General features: G+C 59.9%; 17 protein-coding genes. 8 read left to right on the forward strand and 9 right to left on the reverse strand.

The genetic code is table 11. The features are described from left to right. Positions 1-88: 88 nt before the first annotated feature. On the reverse strand, positions 89-1,171 hold the full coding sequence (locus C7T36_RS27690; protein WP_045069130.1) for an iron-containing redox enzyme family protein: 1,083 nt from the start codon (positions 1,169-1,171) through the stop codon (positions 89-91). Here C7T36_RS27690 and C7T36_RS27695 point away from each other — a divergent pair, their 5' ends adjacent. Continuing rightward, entirely contained in the window at positions 1,172-1,393 is a 222-nt protein-coding gene (locus tag C7T36_RS27695) for a CDGSH iron-sulfur domain-containing protein (RefSeq protein ID WP_033234163.1), read from the forward strand. A 95-nt stretch (positions 1,394-1,488) separates the two neighbouring features. On the opposite strand, the gene C7T36_RS30310 is transcribed toward C7T36_RS27695, so the two are convergent. The 5 genes from C7T36_RS30310 to C7T36_RS30315 form a co-directional block, all read right to left on the reverse strand. Continuing rightward, the gene (locus tag C7T36_RS30310; protein WP_092806704.1) at positions 1,489-1,644 is read right to left on the reverse strand and encodes a DUF6131 family protein; all 156 of its coding nucleotides are present in this window, start codon (positions 1,642-1,644) and stop codon (positions 1,489-1,491) included. A gap of 89 nt (positions 1,645-1,733) precedes the next feature. Next, on the reverse strand, positions 1,734-1,931 hold the full coding sequence (locus C7T36_RS27700) for a CsbD family protein (protein WP_033234164.1): 198 nt from the start codon (positions 1,929-1,931) through the stop codon (positions 1,734-1,736). A 57-nt stretch (positions 1,932-1,988) separates the two neighbouring features. After that, on the reverse strand, positions 1,989-2,252 hold the full coding sequence (locus C7T36_RS27705) for a GlsB/YeaQ/YmgE family stress response membrane protein (RefSeq protein ID WP_045069132.1): 264 nt from the start codon (positions 2,250-2,252) through the stop codon (positions 1,989-1,991). A 208-nt stretch (positions 2,253-2,460) separates the two neighbouring features. Then, a complete protein-coding gene (locus tag C7T36_RS27710; protein WP_045069134.1) occupies positions 2,461-3,006 on the reverse strand; it encodes a Dps family protein in 546 nt (181 codons plus the stop codon). An 85-nt stretch (positions 3,007-3,091) separates the two neighbouring features. After that, positions 3,092-3,235, reverse strand: a complete 144-nt coding sequence (locus C7T36_RS30315) for a hypothetical protein (protein ID WP_165826319.1) — start codon at positions 3,233-3,235, stop codon at positions 3,092-3,094. Between the two features lie 367 nt (positions 3,236-3,602). On the opposite strand from C7T36_RS30315, the gene C7T36_RS27715 reads away from it, so the two are divergent. Then, entirely contained in the window at positions 3,603-3,914 is a 312-nt protein-coding gene (locus C7T36_RS27715; protein ID WP_033234167.1) for a MerR family transcriptional regulator, read from the forward strand. Here the strand turns inward: C7T36_RS27715 and C7T36_RS27720 are convergent. Beyond that, on the reverse strand, positions 3,905-4,324 hold the full coding sequence (locus C7T36_RS27720) for a hypothetical protein (RefSeq protein ID WP_230590124.1): 420 nt from the start codon (positions 4,322-4,324) through the stop codon (positions 3,905-3,907). The two genes, C7T36_RS27715 and C7T36_RS27720, sit on opposite strands and share 10 nt — an antisense overlap. A 173-nt stretch (positions 4,325-4,497) precedes the next feature. Next, a complete protein-coding gene (locus C7T36_RS27725) occupies positions 4,498-5,577 on the reverse strand; it encodes a serine hydrolase (RefSeq protein WP_045069135.1) in 1,080 nt (359 codons plus the stop codon). 265 nt (positions 5,578-5,842) lie between these two features. Between C7T36_RS27725 and C7T36_RS27730 the strand changes: the two genes are divergently transcribed. From C7T36_RS27730 to C7T36_RS27745, 4 genes are all read left to right on the forward strand, one after another. Then, entirely contained in the window at positions 5,843-6,367 is a 525-nt protein-coding gene (locus C7T36_RS27730) for an NlpC/P60 family protein (RefSeq protein WP_052683592.1), read from the forward strand. Positions 6,368-6,430: 63 nt separating this feature from the next. Further along, on the forward strand, positions 6,431-7,108 hold the full coding sequence (locus tag C7T36_RS27735; RefSeq protein ID WP_033234170.1) for a response regulator transcription factor: 678 nt from the start codon (positions 6,431-6,433) through the stop codon (positions 7,106-7,108). Further along, complete coding sequence (locus tag C7T36_RS27740; protein ID WP_045069805.1) at positions 7,105-8,100, forward strand: HAMP domain-containing sensor histidine kinase; 996 nt, start codon at positions 7,105-7,107, stop codon at positions 8,098-8,100. Before C7T36_RS27735 ends, C7T36_RS27740 begins: the two co-directional genes overlap by 4 nt. A gap of 75 nt (positions 8,101-8,175) precedes the next feature. After that, complete coding sequence (locus tag C7T36_RS27745; RefSeq protein ID WP_045069137.1) at positions 8,176-9,633, forward strand: DUF4153 domain-containing protein; 1,458 nt, start codon at positions 8,176-8,178, stop codon at positions 9,631-9,633. Between the two features lie 63 nt (positions 9,634-9,696). On the opposite strand, the gene C7T36_RS27750 is transcribed toward C7T36_RS27745, so the two are convergent. Next, positions 9,697-12,033 carry an arylsulfatase gene (locus C7T36_RS27750; protein ID WP_045069139.1) on the reverse strand — a complete coding sequence of 779 codons (2,337 nt, stop codon included), beginning with the start codon at positions 12,031-12,033 and terminating at the stop codon, positions 9,697-9,699. Positions 12,034-12,237: 204 nt separating this feature from the next. On the opposite strand from C7T36_RS27750, the gene C7T36_RS27755 reads away from it, so the two are divergent. Together C7T36_RS27755 and C7T36_RS27760 are read left to right on the forward strand one after the other, a co-directional pair. Next, a complete protein-coding gene (locus tag C7T36_RS27755) occupies positions 12,238-12,915 on the forward strand; it encodes a TetR family transcriptional regulator (RefSeq protein WP_033234383.1) in 678 nt (225 codons plus the stop codon). Between the two features lie 20 nt (positions 12,916-12,935). Continuing rightward, a complete protein-coding gene (locus tag C7T36_RS27760) occupies positions 12,936-13,853 on the forward strand; it encodes a TauD/TfdA family dioxygenase (RefSeq protein WP_033234173.1) in 918 nt (305 codons plus the stop codon).

Here is a 13,853-nt window from a genome sequence, read left to right on the forward strand (position 1 = left end):
CTACCGATCGCACCAGAAAAAGCTAATCTGCATCCGTGGAAACAGATAATATCATGTAAGCGTTCAAATTCTGAGGTTGCCGGGCCGCTTACCGGGGTGAACTGCGCAGTGAAGTCTCACCCCGGTCCCAGCAACCGGTGATGTGTTCGGCCAGCAGGTCGTCGAACGCCAAACATGAAGCGGCGCCGAACAGAATGTCGCTCCCCATGGTGGGGTCTTGCTCCGCTAGCTTGCCGGCGAGATCGCGGACTGCGATCTGTTCGTGAACGGAGTCGGCTTCTACATGCTCGTCGTAGAACAGTGTTGCCCGCGAGCTGAAACCTAGGCGACGCAGCCCGGTGCTGTAGTTCTTGCTGGGAAGCGACGACGTGGTTTCCACTGCGCACAGATGGCCGATCAACGCCCCGAGCAGCCGACGATGAAATCCGAAGAGCGAGAGCACATTGAGGCTCGCAAGGGTCACTGCCGGAACGGCGTCGAGATAGTGTGCGTACTGATCCGACAGTCCGAGTTCGCGCATGGTGTTGGCAAAGAGGGTGGAGTGCATCCTCTCCAATCGCCCGCCGCCGTACTCGTCGGCTTGGACTTCCACCAGCGCGGCTTTCGGGGCTCCGGCCAGACGCGGAATTCCCAATGTGTGAACATCGGATTCTCGTAGCTGGTTGAGCGAACGGTGGATGAGTACCTCTTCGAACTGTTCGGCACTGGCGTCTGTCGCCATGAACTTGGACATGCTCGGCCCGGTCGACGGCGCGGTCATCGCCCACAATTGTGAGACGACGTCCGCGGCGTCGAGAGGTTGGGCTTCAAGATTTCGGGATGCGACGATCGAACGGACTGCTGCCTCGAACGACGACTCCAGCGCGGCCCGTCCTGCGAGAAGATCGAGGTTCCATTCCCATTCGTCAGACACTCCGGCGAGTCCCTGAAGGTGTAGTTCGTACAGCAGCGTCAGCGACAGTTGTGCGTCGTCGTCGAACACGATCGATGTACCATCGTGCTCTCCGGCCGCACTCCGAGCGGCGGCGGTGAAGGCAGCAGGGTTAGCGTCGGATCCAGACAACAGTGCAATCAGCAGTTCGCTGACCTGTCCTCGCGCGGAGGGGATCGGCATGCGAGTGCCGGTTGCCAGTGCTTGCGATGGTGTTAGATCAATCCGTGTGGAGGACATATGAACTCCGATTCCGATCCTGGGGGCGACGATTCCGCTGTCACGATCACTGTATGCCCAGACGGGCCACTACTGGTTCGAGGTCCGGCGACGCTGGTCGACGCCGACGGCAACCCGATCAGCCGTGAACGTGCAACGGTGGCGCTGTGTCGTTGCGGTGGCACAGCGATACCTCCCTTCTGCGACGGTACCCACAAAAAGAGAAAAGTTCGACGTTCCTGAGTGGCTGAACCCGGTTTTACGGCAAACGCCCGGCGGGGCGTTTGCCGATCGGGAGTGATCGGCAAACGCGCCACCGGGCAGGTTAACGGGGTGGATCAATACCAGACTTTCCGGCCGCCCACCGCGCGACCCGTAGCGCCGAGGAGCGACAAGACTGCGCCGACGACCACCAAAATGATGCCGACCGTAGTCAGAATGCTGATTGACGTGAAGTAGCCGACCAGTGCCAAGATAATGCCGAGAACAATCATGGTGAATCCTCATCTCCGATGCGTAGGAAGTTGCCGTGATTTACGGACTTCCGCTATCTGTTCACTGGCGGCGGCACCAGTGCATCCGCTCAGTTGGTGAACTTGTTCTTGATATCGCTTGCAGCATCCGAGATATCGTCACCGACCTGTTTGGTCTTGCCTGAGACCTGATCCTTGGCGCCCTCGGCGGCAAGATCGTCGTTGTCGGTCTTGTGTCCGACCTTCTCCTTTGCCTCGCCGATGAGTTCCTCGGCCTTGTGCTTTGCCTTGTCGATGAAATCAGCCATGGTTATCGTGATCCTTTCGGGTAGAGATTGATTCGAGTCGTTCTGGATCTGGGAAATTCACCGTCGGCCGGTGACGGCCTTGACCAGGAAGAGCAAGATCACCGCGCCGAGTACACACGTGAAGAAGCTGAATATCAGGCCACCACCGTTGACGTCGACACCGAACAATTTGAGAAGGAATCCGCCGATCAGACCGCCGATAATGCCGACGACGATGTTCAGCACGATTCCCATGGAGGCATCGGTTTTCATGATCTTGCTGCCGATCCAGCCGGCGAGTCCGCCGATGATGATCCAACCGATGATGCCGAGTCCGAGCACAGTGAGTCTCCTTGTGACAAGTGGATTCCAAGTGACAGTGGGATTCCGAGATTGGGGATTCCACGATTGAGGTCATCTTGGACCTTTAAAAAAACTGAGGTCAGAGGGAAGTGATAGCTACAGCCCCGAGCAGTGTTCCCACTACTATCGATCCGGCCAACAGTCGTTGCTGCAGTTGGAATATCCGAAGTTCGCGTTTTGTCACGGTTCAGGCTTTACGGGCCTTGTCGGCGGCGTCGAGTTCCGTCGAACTTCCCTCGTGCACAAGGTTTCCGCCTGAGTTCTCCAGATGAGCTCGGACGAACCATTGGAACTTCTCCAGCTGCGCTGTTTGACCGATCAGCATGTCTTCGGTGATGGGATCGATCTTTCCGACCGAGTCGATAGCGGCCCGGGAATCGGTGATGATGCCGGTGTAGACGAGGTCCAACGCCGCGAGGTGTGCGCGAGCGTCGTCACGTCCGACTGAATAGTCGTCCCACGAACGGTCGGCTTCGATGGCGCCGGCGGTTCCCTTCGGGGAGTTGCCGAGTGCTGCGATGCGTTCGGCGACGTCATCTGCGTAACCACGCACCAAATCGACTTGGGGGTCGATCATTTCGTGTACGCCGATGAAATTAGGGCCTACGACATTCCAGTGAATGTGCTTGAGGGTCAAGTGTAGATCGTTGTACGCGCTCAGGCGTTCCTGCAGAACTGCGGCTACGCGCGCGCCGTCGTCGGTGCTCAGTCCCGGGATCGTGAATGTAGACATGTATCTTCCTCTCGTCAGAGTGTCGAGCTGTGTGCACTGGTGTGTGCTGCTGCGGCACAAATACTTTCGGATCGTGTCTGTCGATTCAGTTGATGCTTCCGGCCAGGTCCTCTGTTATCGGATCCCCGAACATCATGGCGATTCGCAGTTTGAGTTCCGGCGTGGCCAAGGTCGAGCTACCGGAGTTGATCTCGCCGCTCGGTGCGGACGGGATGTCGATCGTCGTCATCTTGCTCCTGCGGTCTAGGGGTGTAAGTAGTGAGAATCGGGCGATCCGCTTCTCGTCAGCGCCGTGTTCTGCGCCTCTCAACACCCAAATCTGTCTGCAATTTGATACGCATGTTCTCGTCAGGACGTACTAAAATCTATACCAGCCGACGCAGATAATTAGCAACCCCAGAACGAGCGGATCGACTCCAGTCTGAATCAGTCAGGTGATGAAATGGCCGCCCTGTACAGGCGAAATGCCGAAAGTCCTGAATTTGAAAAAATCTTCGGCCTCGATCGCCGATATGAAATCTATGCTCCCGCGAACAGATTCGTTGCCTGGAAGTGCTAAAGTCGTGGAATCGCCGATTGGGTCGAGGAGGCTTGCAGTGACATTAGAGCCACACACGCGCTCACGGCGTGGCGTTTACGGCATCTCGGTGATGTCGGAGTTATCCGGAGTCGGGCCACAGACGTTGAGACTGTACGAGCGACGAGGACTCCTGACCCCCACACGCACGGGTGGTGGAACTCGCCGGTACAGCGAATCAGATCTGGAGACATTGCGTCGCATCACCGCGTTGATCGACGACGGCGTCAATTTGGTCGGAGTGAGATTGATTCTCTCGCTCGAGGCCGAAAATTCAACTCTTGCGGCGAGGATCGCTCAGTTGAGTGAATCTGCTGACGGTCAGGCCTGATCGCCGCGTGAGTCGGCGTCGGTCGCTTCAGTGCGGTTGTTATCGACGTCAGTCGCTTCAGTGCGGCTGATATCCCCGAAGTCTGCATCGGCAACGATCTTGTTTCCGCCGGCTTCGAGGGACGCGAGGGCGGAATCGAAGGCGTCGATGAGCCACTGGTTTGTTGCTTCGGTGAGCAATTCATCCGGCGCGCCGTCGATATCGGCCTGGAAGAAGCGAACCAACCAGGTTCCACTGATACCGGGTTCGTTCGACAAACCGTGAGGAGTGTTTGTGGCAACGACGTAGCGGTTGTACTCGAGATCTACCCGAATGGCGTACGCGTCGTCCAGATGCACGATGTTCGCCGGTCGCTGCGTGGCTGCTGCCAGCGCGATCAGCGCATCGTTGTAAATTTCCGCGTACTTCACAGTGAGTGGAATGGTCGGCCTATCTGTTCGACGTAGCCATGCAGCACAGCATGGCAAGGATAAAGACGGTTCAACGCCCATACCAGGCACGGAACTGAAATTCATCCTATCCCAGACGCCTGTCGGCAGATTCCGGCGGTATCGGGCGCGCCCAACGACCGGCCGGCAGCTGTTCAGGGGCACAGCGCGTGAGAGAGCATGGCCACTATGTCCGGTTGTTCCTTCGGCGTCGAGGTCAGCGTCACGGTGTATGCGCGATCTTCCGTTGCACCGGACAGTGTGTAGTAGCCGTAGATTCCACCGCTGTGTCCGATGTAGGTAACCCCGCAGGGCAGTTCGGTGGATCCGACTCCCAAGCCGTAGCCCAGGCCTTCGGCTTCGGTGGCACCGGCGTGTGGGGTGGTCATCTCGGTGAGTTCGTTCTCCGGCACGATTCTGCCGCTCAACAAGGCCCGCCAGAAGGTGTTGAGATCCTTGCCGGTAGACACCAGGGCACCTGCTGACCAGGGGATGGACGGTTCGATCCGGGAGACATCGGTGCGCCCGCCGGGTAGATCGGCATATCCGGTCATGTGCTCACCTCGGATGTCTCGTTCACCCGGTGGTGGGAGATAGGTGTCCTCGAGTTCCAGTGGTTCCAGAATCCGAGTGCGCAGCTCGTCCGCGTAGCTTCGGCCGGTCACAGCTTCTACGAGCATCCCGAGAACTATGTAGTTGGTGTTGGTGTAGCGAAAAGCTGATCCGGGCTCGAACTGCGCGGGCTTGCTCAAAGCGATGGCCACAGCGTCGGCTGGCGTGAGCGTGCGATTTTCGCTCGCAGCCACCCATTCGTCGGCGTTGGGTTCGCCGGCGAACTCGGCTAACCCGCTGCGATGTTGCAGTAGGTGACGGACGGTGATGGTGTCGCCCGGCACAAGTCCTGGGAGGTAGCGCTGGACCGGTGCATCGAGGCCTACCTTGTCCTGCGCAACCAGTTGCAGCACGAGTGCTGCGGTGAATGTTTTTGTCACGCCGGCGATCCGGACTCGGTAGCGAGGGCCGATCGAATCGCCATTCGTCTGGTGAGGGACACCGCTGGTCAGAACCGTAGTGGTCGAGTTGTCGTCGAGCGTGGCAATCGAGCCGACTGCGCCCGATTTCGTGAGCGAATCCAGATCCGATTGAACCTCGACGGTTCGTTGGAGCGTCGCGCATCCGACAAGTGCCATCGAGGTCGCAACTACGGCAATGGTGGCCAAGACGTGTGAGCGCATGAGTCGAATCTAAGGATCTTTCGGCTCTCGGGAATCCAGGAAATCCCGGATCTTTCCCCTGATCTTTCTCGGGCGCCAAGGACTGGGCTGTCTGGGACTGGGCGGGGACAAAGGGCCTCATTCTGCATAGGGTTGCCGATTCTTGTCCGAATTGCCCGAGATGATCGTTAGCATCCGAAGGCCACATGCTCATTTCAGATCCGACCAGTTCAACGCTATTTCGGTGCGATGGCCGCACCGCAGTACCTCAACGAAGGACGGTTGCATGAGGAAGTCGACACTGCGCAGGGGAACGGTTGCAGCCCTGCTGACCGGAAGCGTTCTGGTCCTGACTGCAGCGCCCGCTCTCGCGGAACCGGGAAGCGCCGGTAGTACCGGCAGTACCGGGTCACTGGGCAGTATGGGCAGTATCAGCAGCGGATCTGCGGCCCTTCCGATCCCCAGTCCCGCAGGTTTGATCGCTTTGGCGGCGGCCACCACCCAAACCGGAAAGCCATACCAATGGGGTGGCGTCGGACCGAACTCGTGGGATTGCTCCGGGCTGGTGCAATGGGCGTTCCGGCAGGCCGGCGTGAATCTACCGCGGACCAGCCAAGAGCAAGCCCGTGTGGGACAAGCGGTTCCGCGGTGGGCACTAGTTCCCGGCGACGTCATCACGTTCTATCCCGGCGCAACGCACGTCGGAATCTACGCGGGCTTCGGAATGGTCTTCAACGCGTACGGCGTCGGAGTTCCCACGGGTCTGACCCCCTTGGCTGATCTCCCGATCAACAACATTCGACGGTTCTAATCTGCACAAAACCTTCACAAGTCCTCCCAGGTTCATCCACGTCGGGCTAATACAGTCAGTTCCATGAGTCAGCGAAAAGTGCTCGTGGTCGACGACGAAGTCAGCATCTGCGAATCGATTGCCGCGCGTCTGCGCGCCGAGGGATTCGACGTGGAGATGGCATTCGACGGACCCAGTGCTGTCGCGCGGTGCGCCGAGATCAATCCGGACCTGGTGGTTCTCGACGTGATGATGCCTGGATTCGACGGCCTCGAAGTGTGTCGTCGAATCCAGGCCGTACGAGCTGTGCCCGTGCTGATGCTCACGGCGCGCGCCGACGAAACCGACATGGTGATCGGTTTGGGTGTCGGTGCTGATGACTACCTCAGCAAGCCGTTCAGCATGCGGGTGCTGGTTGCGCGGGTACAGGCGCTGCTCCGGCGCGCTGGTCGTCCCTCGCAGCCGCTATCCGATCTCTTGGAGTTCGGTGACGTCGTGATTGACCTGACCGAGCGTCGGGTGCGCCGCGACGCGCAAGAAATACACCTGACTCGGACCGAATTCGATTTGATCGTGTATCTGGCAGAGCGACCAAGAGCCGCGATTCCCCGCGAGTCGCTGCTCGAGGAGATCTGGGGATGGGGCGAGGGGGCGGGTAGTCGCACCGTCGACTCTCACGTCAAGGCGCTACGACGCAAACTGGGGTCCTCGGTGATCCGAACCGTTCATGGCGTCGGCTACGCGTGGGACGTGCCGCGATGAGCGTCGTCGACCGGCTATTTGCGCGGTGGCCACGACCGCTCGACCCGATGCGGTCCTTCAAGGTGAAGGTCGGGTTGTTGGTTGTCGCCGCATTGTTGTTCGCTTCCGGTGGTTTCTGGCTGACATCGCAACAACCGTTTCGATTCGCGCTGTTGACGGCATTGTTTGTCGCCCTGGGTGTTACGCAGGTGCTCGCACACGGAATGACGTCACCACTTCGCGAGATGACGGCAGCGGCCAAGGCTATGGCGCGTGGCGACTATTCCCGTCGAGTGCGGGCGACATCGCGCGACGAAGTGGGCGAACTTGCAACGGCATTCAATCGAATGGCCGAGGATTTGGGTGCCGACGACAGGTATCGCCGCGAGCTGATCGGCAACGTGTCGCATGAGTTACGCACGCCGATCACCGCTTTGCAGGCGATGCTCGAGAACATTGTCGACGGTGTGCAGGATCCGAATCCGGAGACGATGCGTTCGGCTCTCGCTCAAACAGAACGTCTCGGTGCTCTGGTGGACGATCTGCTTGATCTCTCGAAACTCGAGGGTGGTGCAATGCCGTTGAATCCCAAGATGTTCGAGATGAAGCCGTTCCTGGACGAATTGATGTCGCAGCGTAGGGGAGGCGTCGTCATCGATGTGAGCCCTGCTTCGCTGAGCATCTCGGCCGATCCGGATCGCCTGCATCAGGTCGTGACCAACCTGCTGGACAACGCAGTTCGCCACGGCGGCAACGACGTACACGCAGTGATTCGCGTGCGCAGAGATACTGCGCACGCCGTCGTGATCGATGTCCATGACGACGGCCCGGGGATCGAGCCGGCTGCACGCTCCGAGGTCTTCGACCGATTCATCCGAGGGGGTTCCACGGACGGTGGCACCGGCCTTGGGCTTGCCATCGCGAAGTGGGCCGTCGAATTACATGGCGGCACCATTGCCGTTGTTGATGCGCACTCTGGGTGCTGTATTCGAGTGGTACTGCCGCAGAACTGAATTAACCGATTATCGACGGCCGCGCCCCAAACGGGGTCCGCGCCTGATTTGCCGATCCTGAAAGTAGGTCTGATAATGACTGCTCCGGTTGCTGTTGCACCAAAACCCAGTGCGCCGACCCCGCTGGTGCCACGCGTATGGCGTCGAGATCGGACGTCCATTCCTACGCGTCCGATGCTGATCGGATCGGCAGTGGTGGGTGTTCTTGCCGCTCTGATCCTCGATGTCGACACCATCGGGGTTGCCTACGCGATCGTGTTTGTCGGTGTCACGGTAGTTGTCGGGCTCCTCACACCGCCACGGTTGACTCCGATTCAATGGGGAGCCTGCGCCGGCGCACTTGCGCTGTTCGGTGTGGCTGCGGTCCGCGGTGCGGGATGGCTTGTCTTTGTGTGCCTGGTGGCAGCGTGGGTTGTGTTCACCTGGGTGTTGATCGGTGGCCGGACGTGGACAGGCATCGCGTTGGGAACGATCATGCCGTGGCGCGCTCCACTACGGGTGATGCGCTTTGCCCGGCGGAGAAACGCGAGACCCGGCGCAGCGCTGCGAGTGCCGGCCGTTCGTGTGGTGGCCGTAGGTGCCGTCAGCGTCGCAATGCTCCTGATCTTCGGATCTCTTTTTGCCAGTGCGGATCCGGAATTCGCGAAGTTCTTCGACGGCGCCGCTCCCTCGATTCGGGTCGATGAAACAATCGCTCACCTGTTGATCGGGGTATTGGTGGCTTTCGGGACGCTCACGGCTGTGTATCTACGGCGCCGAACGCCTGACGTCGACGCGCTTGCTCCCATGCCGGCGTCGCCGCTGCCACTGTGGGAGTGGGTGGTGCCGCTCGCGATGCTGAACGTGCTGTTCTTGGGATTTGTTGCGGTGCAACTCAAGACGCTGTTCGGCGGCGACAAACACGTCCAGGTCACGGACGGTCTGACGTATGCTGACTATGCGCGTCAAGGATTCTGGCAGCTGATGATGGTGACGGTGCTGACGTTGTTGGTGATCGCGGTTGCGGTTCGGCGTGTAGATCGCGATGATCGCCGATCGAGGGCACTGGCCCGGGGGCTGCTTGGCGCGCTGTGCACGTTCAGCCTTGTCATTGTGGCGTCGGCCGTTCATCGAATGTGGTTGTACGAGAACCAGTACGGATTCACGAGGTTGCGAGTGAGTGTCTTTGCCGTCGAACTGCTGCTCGGGCTGGTCTTTGTCTTGCTGATCATCGCGGGAGTGCGGATGTCGGGCGCGTGGCTGCCGACGGCTGTACTCGCCATGGCCACTGTGGGCTTGCTGGGCTTTGCGTTCTTCAACCCTGATGCGTACATCGCGGAGAAGAACGTCGAGCGCTTCGAGCAGGGGAAGAGCATCGACGTGAACTATCTGAGCACGCTTTCGGTCGATGCCGTTCCTGCACTTGATCGACTGCCGGAGCCGCAGCGCAGTGATTCGCTGTGGTACCTGAAACAGGAACTGCGCGGATCCGAAGATTCGTGGTGGGAGTTCAACAGTGCGCGCAAGCAGGCCAGGGAGATCCTGTTCGGATAGCCGCGCGCCGATTGTGCAGCCGCAGAGGTAGTTACCCCTGCGGCTGCACAATTGCCCTGCGGCCTAGTGCACGGCCAGCGAAATCTTCTCGCGCTCCTGCGCGGACACAACATCACGCGTCGGAAGCAAGTCGATGGTCACGCTGTTGAGTTTGCCGCCGTAGCGGAACGTGCCCTTCTCCGCGAATTCCTCGGAAACCGGGCTGCCACGGTTGATTCCGATATCCAGCTGCTCGTTCATGCTGAAGATCGCCCGGGTGGTCTTGTCGACCCTGCCCTCCGCGACAACCTCGCCGTCGACGCGCACCGTCGCGAGACCGCCTTTGCCGATACCACCGCCGTCGTAGTCGAAATTGACCGAAACTTCCTTGACGTCGGGGGACAGGGGCTTCTCGGCGCGCACGAAGGTACGGCCACCACCGCTGAAGTTGTAGCAGTACACGGGGACGGAATCGATGATGTACAGAGCGAATCCGCCGAACCGGCCACCGAGGCTGACCAGCATGCCGTCGGCGACGCTGCCCAGGTTGGCGGTCAATGCGTACGAGCGGTTGAAGAAGTTGGGTGCTGCCTTCTCGACCAGCCCGTTCATGTGCGGGTACAGCGTCAGCGATTTGCGGCCCATCATGGGATGCGGCGGACGTGATTCCGGTGTCGAATGCCGTCCGACGGTACGGTCGTCGAGAGGCAGCACCTGGTACTTGGCGGCCTCGACCAGGAACTTTTCCTTGAGTCGCGCGAGGATCTCGGGATGTTCGTCCGCGAGGTCACGGGCCTGCGACCAATCGACCGTCGTGTCGTACAACTCCCACTTGTCGTCGCTCAGCGACGTCAGTTCCAGTCCGTGCGTTGCCATCAGCCACGGGGCACGGTGCGCGGTGACTGCGGTCCAACCGTGATCGTAGATGCCGCGGTTTCCGAAGATCTCGAAATACTGTGTGGTGTGCCGCTCGTCGGCCGCTGGATCATCGAAGGTGTAGTTCATCGCTACACCTTCCATCGGTTTCTGCGTTACACCGTCGACGCTTGTCGGGGCCGGGATGCCGGCAGCTTCGAGGATCGTCGGGGTGATGTCGACGCAATGGTGCCACTGTTCACGGATTCCGGGATTCTCGATTCCCTTGGGCCAGTGCGCGATCAAGCCGTTGCGGGTTCCACCGTAGTGAGAGGCAACCTGCTTGGCCCACTGGTACGGGGTGTCGAGCGCTAGTGCCCAGGCAGCCGGGTAGTGCGGATAGCTGGTTTCGGTACCCAGTTCGTCGTACCGGGCGAGCACGTCTGCGGTCGCGGTCTTGTAGCCGTTGAGCCCGGCGAGGTAGTTGAACGAACCCTCCATGCCGCCTTCGGCCGAGGCTCCGTTGTCACCCATCATGTAGAGGACGAGGGTGTTGTCCAGAACGCCCATGTCCTGCAGGCGATCCACCAGTCGCCCGACCTCGTCGTCGGTGTGCTCGAGGAACGCGGCGTACAACTCCATGAGCCGGGCCGAGACCTTCTTCTGGTCATCGTCGAGCTCATCCCAGTGTGGAACGCCCGGTGCCCACGGAGCCAGGACGGTATCTGGCCCGACGACGCCCAGTTCCTTCTGCTTTTCGAGAGTGATCTCTCGCTGGCGATCCCATCCGTGATCGAATTCGCCGACGTACTTGTTCAGGTAACTGTCCGGAACCTGAAGGGGCGCATGGCACGCGCCGAATGGGAGGTAGCAGAACCACGGCTTGTCCGGGTCCATGGTGTTGACGCCCTCGACCCACTCGATTGCGTGATCGACCAGATCCTCGGAGAGGTGATAGCCCTCCTGCGGTGTCTTGGGCAGGTCCACCATCGTGAAGTCCTCGTAGAGAACCGGTGTGAACTGGTCGGACTCGGCGCCCAGAAAGCCGTAGAATTTGTCGAACCCTTCGCGTACCGGCCAACGATCGAACGGCCCCGCCGCTGTGGTCTCCCAGGTCGGAGTCTGGTGCATCTTGCCGAAAGCGCCCGTAGCGTAACCATTTCCCTGCAAAATGCGAGCAACGGTGGCCGCCGAGGCCGGCCGGGTTCCGTTGTATCCGGGTGCGGCGTTTGCCATCTCGGAGATGACACCCATGCCGACGCTGTGATGATTGCGGCCTGTCAGAGTGGCAGCTCGGGTTGGTGAACACAGTGCGGCCGTGTGGAATCGGCTGTACTTGACGCCGGTGTCTGCCAGGCGTTCAGCCGTTGGGGTACGGCACGGGCCACCAAAAGCTGAGGGGGCGCCGAATCCGACATCGTCGATCATGACGAGCAGAACGTTGGGTGCCCCGACCGGCGGGCGAATCGGCTCTGGCCGGGTGAATGGCACCTTCTGGTCTCGGTAGTCGACGGATGCGGCGACGTTCGGCGTCTCGGGGATGATCGGGATGGAATGACGATTCACAAGCGGGCTCCTGGCTGTATCGAGGCCGAGAATTAAGTAGATGACTTAATCTGCAGCGTAACTCCCGATGTCGCATTCAATGGCAAGTTCTCGTTGAGTGGGATTCGATCCCCGCTGTACGCCTTTGTTAACCCCCGGCGGTTAATAAAGGCGGACGGCAATTGGGGTTGCAGTTTTAAGGCACTGACTTATATGCTCCATCTCATGCCCAGCTCGTCAGATGCCAAGAGTGCAATGATCGCCGTCGCAGAACGCATGTTTGCCGAACGTGGCATTCACGAGGTGTCGATGCGCGATGTCGCGGCAGCAGCGGGGCAACGCAACAACTCTGCGGTTCAGTATCACTTCGGTGGTCGGGACGGCTTGGTGCTGGCCGTGTTCCGGTATCGGATGGGCCAGATCAACATTGCGCGTCTGACGTACCTCGACGACATCGACTCGAGTGGGCGTACGGATACGGTTCGAGCTTTGGTCGAGGCGTTCATTTACCCTCTTGCAGATTTCCTTGCCACTGCCGACGGATCGAACTATGCGCGGTTCATCGCCAGGGTCTCGCCCTCGGTCGATACACAAAGTGTCGAGTTCCGTGAGGTCAGCGAGGCGAACAACGAAGTTGTCTCGCGGCTGACACGGGCACTGAACCACCTCTCGCGTCGTGTCGCTGTCGAGCGGATCGACCTGATGTCCAACATGACCGTCGCCGCGCTTGCTGTTTTCGAGCAGCGGCGTGAAGAGGGAAATCCCGTGGTGAAGGCGGATTTCGACACAACTGTCGACCATCTGGTCGACCTCATGGTGGCGGCACTGCTGGCTCCGCAGAGTGAGCACACACGAACCCGAAGCAAGATCGCGCAGTCCACTGATGCGCGAGTCAACACGTAAATCGAAACGGAGCTATTTCCATGGCTGCACTCACGTCGTCTCGTACAGTTCAAATCGGCAATCACACAATCGAATTCGGTCCTCGCGGGATGCGTCGTAATCCCGAAGGTGTCGAGTCGATGCCGTACGAGCGTTTCACTCTCACCCCGGTCACACCGTTCATCGGCGCTGAGATCAGCAACATCGATCTGCGTGATCCGTCGGCCGAGCAGATCGACGACGTTCGTCGTGCATTGCTCGAATGGAAGGTTGTGTTCTTCCGCGACCAGAACATCTCGAGTCTCAATCACCGTGACTTTGCCAGCAATTGGGGCGAACTCGAAGTTCACCCACTGCTCCCACAGGGTGAAGTTCCGGCCGTGGTTCGATTCGAACGCGGCGAGGACAGCCCAGGCACCGAAAACATCTGGCACGTCGACGTGACCTGGACGAAGACACCGCCGCTAGGCTCTGTCCTGCGTGCGATCGATGTTCCGCCGGCCGGTGGCGACACCCTGTGGGCCGACATGGGCAACGCGTTCGATTGCCTTCCTGACGAGGTCAAGGAGCTGATCGACGGACGCGAGGCGGTCCACGACTTCGTTCCGTCCTTCGGCCGCAGCATGTCGCCCGAAAAGCTCGAGAAGATGAAGGAGCAGTACCCGCCGGTCCTGCATCCGATGGTGCGCAAGCACCCCGAGACGGGCCGCAAAACGCTGTTTGTGAACAGCCTCTTCACCACGCATATTCCGGACATGGATCCGCAGGAAGGCAACGACCTGCTCAACCTGCTGTTCGCGCAGGTCAAGGTTCCGGATTTCCAGTGCCGTTTCAAGTGGGCAGCCAATTCCATTGCGTTCTGGGATAACCGGGCAACGCAGCACTACGCGGCCAGTGACTACTTCCCGCATCGACGGATCATGGAGCGCGTCGCGATTCTCGGCGACGCACCCTTCTGA

This window comes from Rhodococcus sp. AD45-ID, from assembly GCF_003023755.1.
Classification (GTDB): Bacteria; Actinomycetota; Actinomycetes; order Mycobacteriales; family Mycobacteriaceae; genus Rhodococcus_F; species Rhodococcus_F globerula.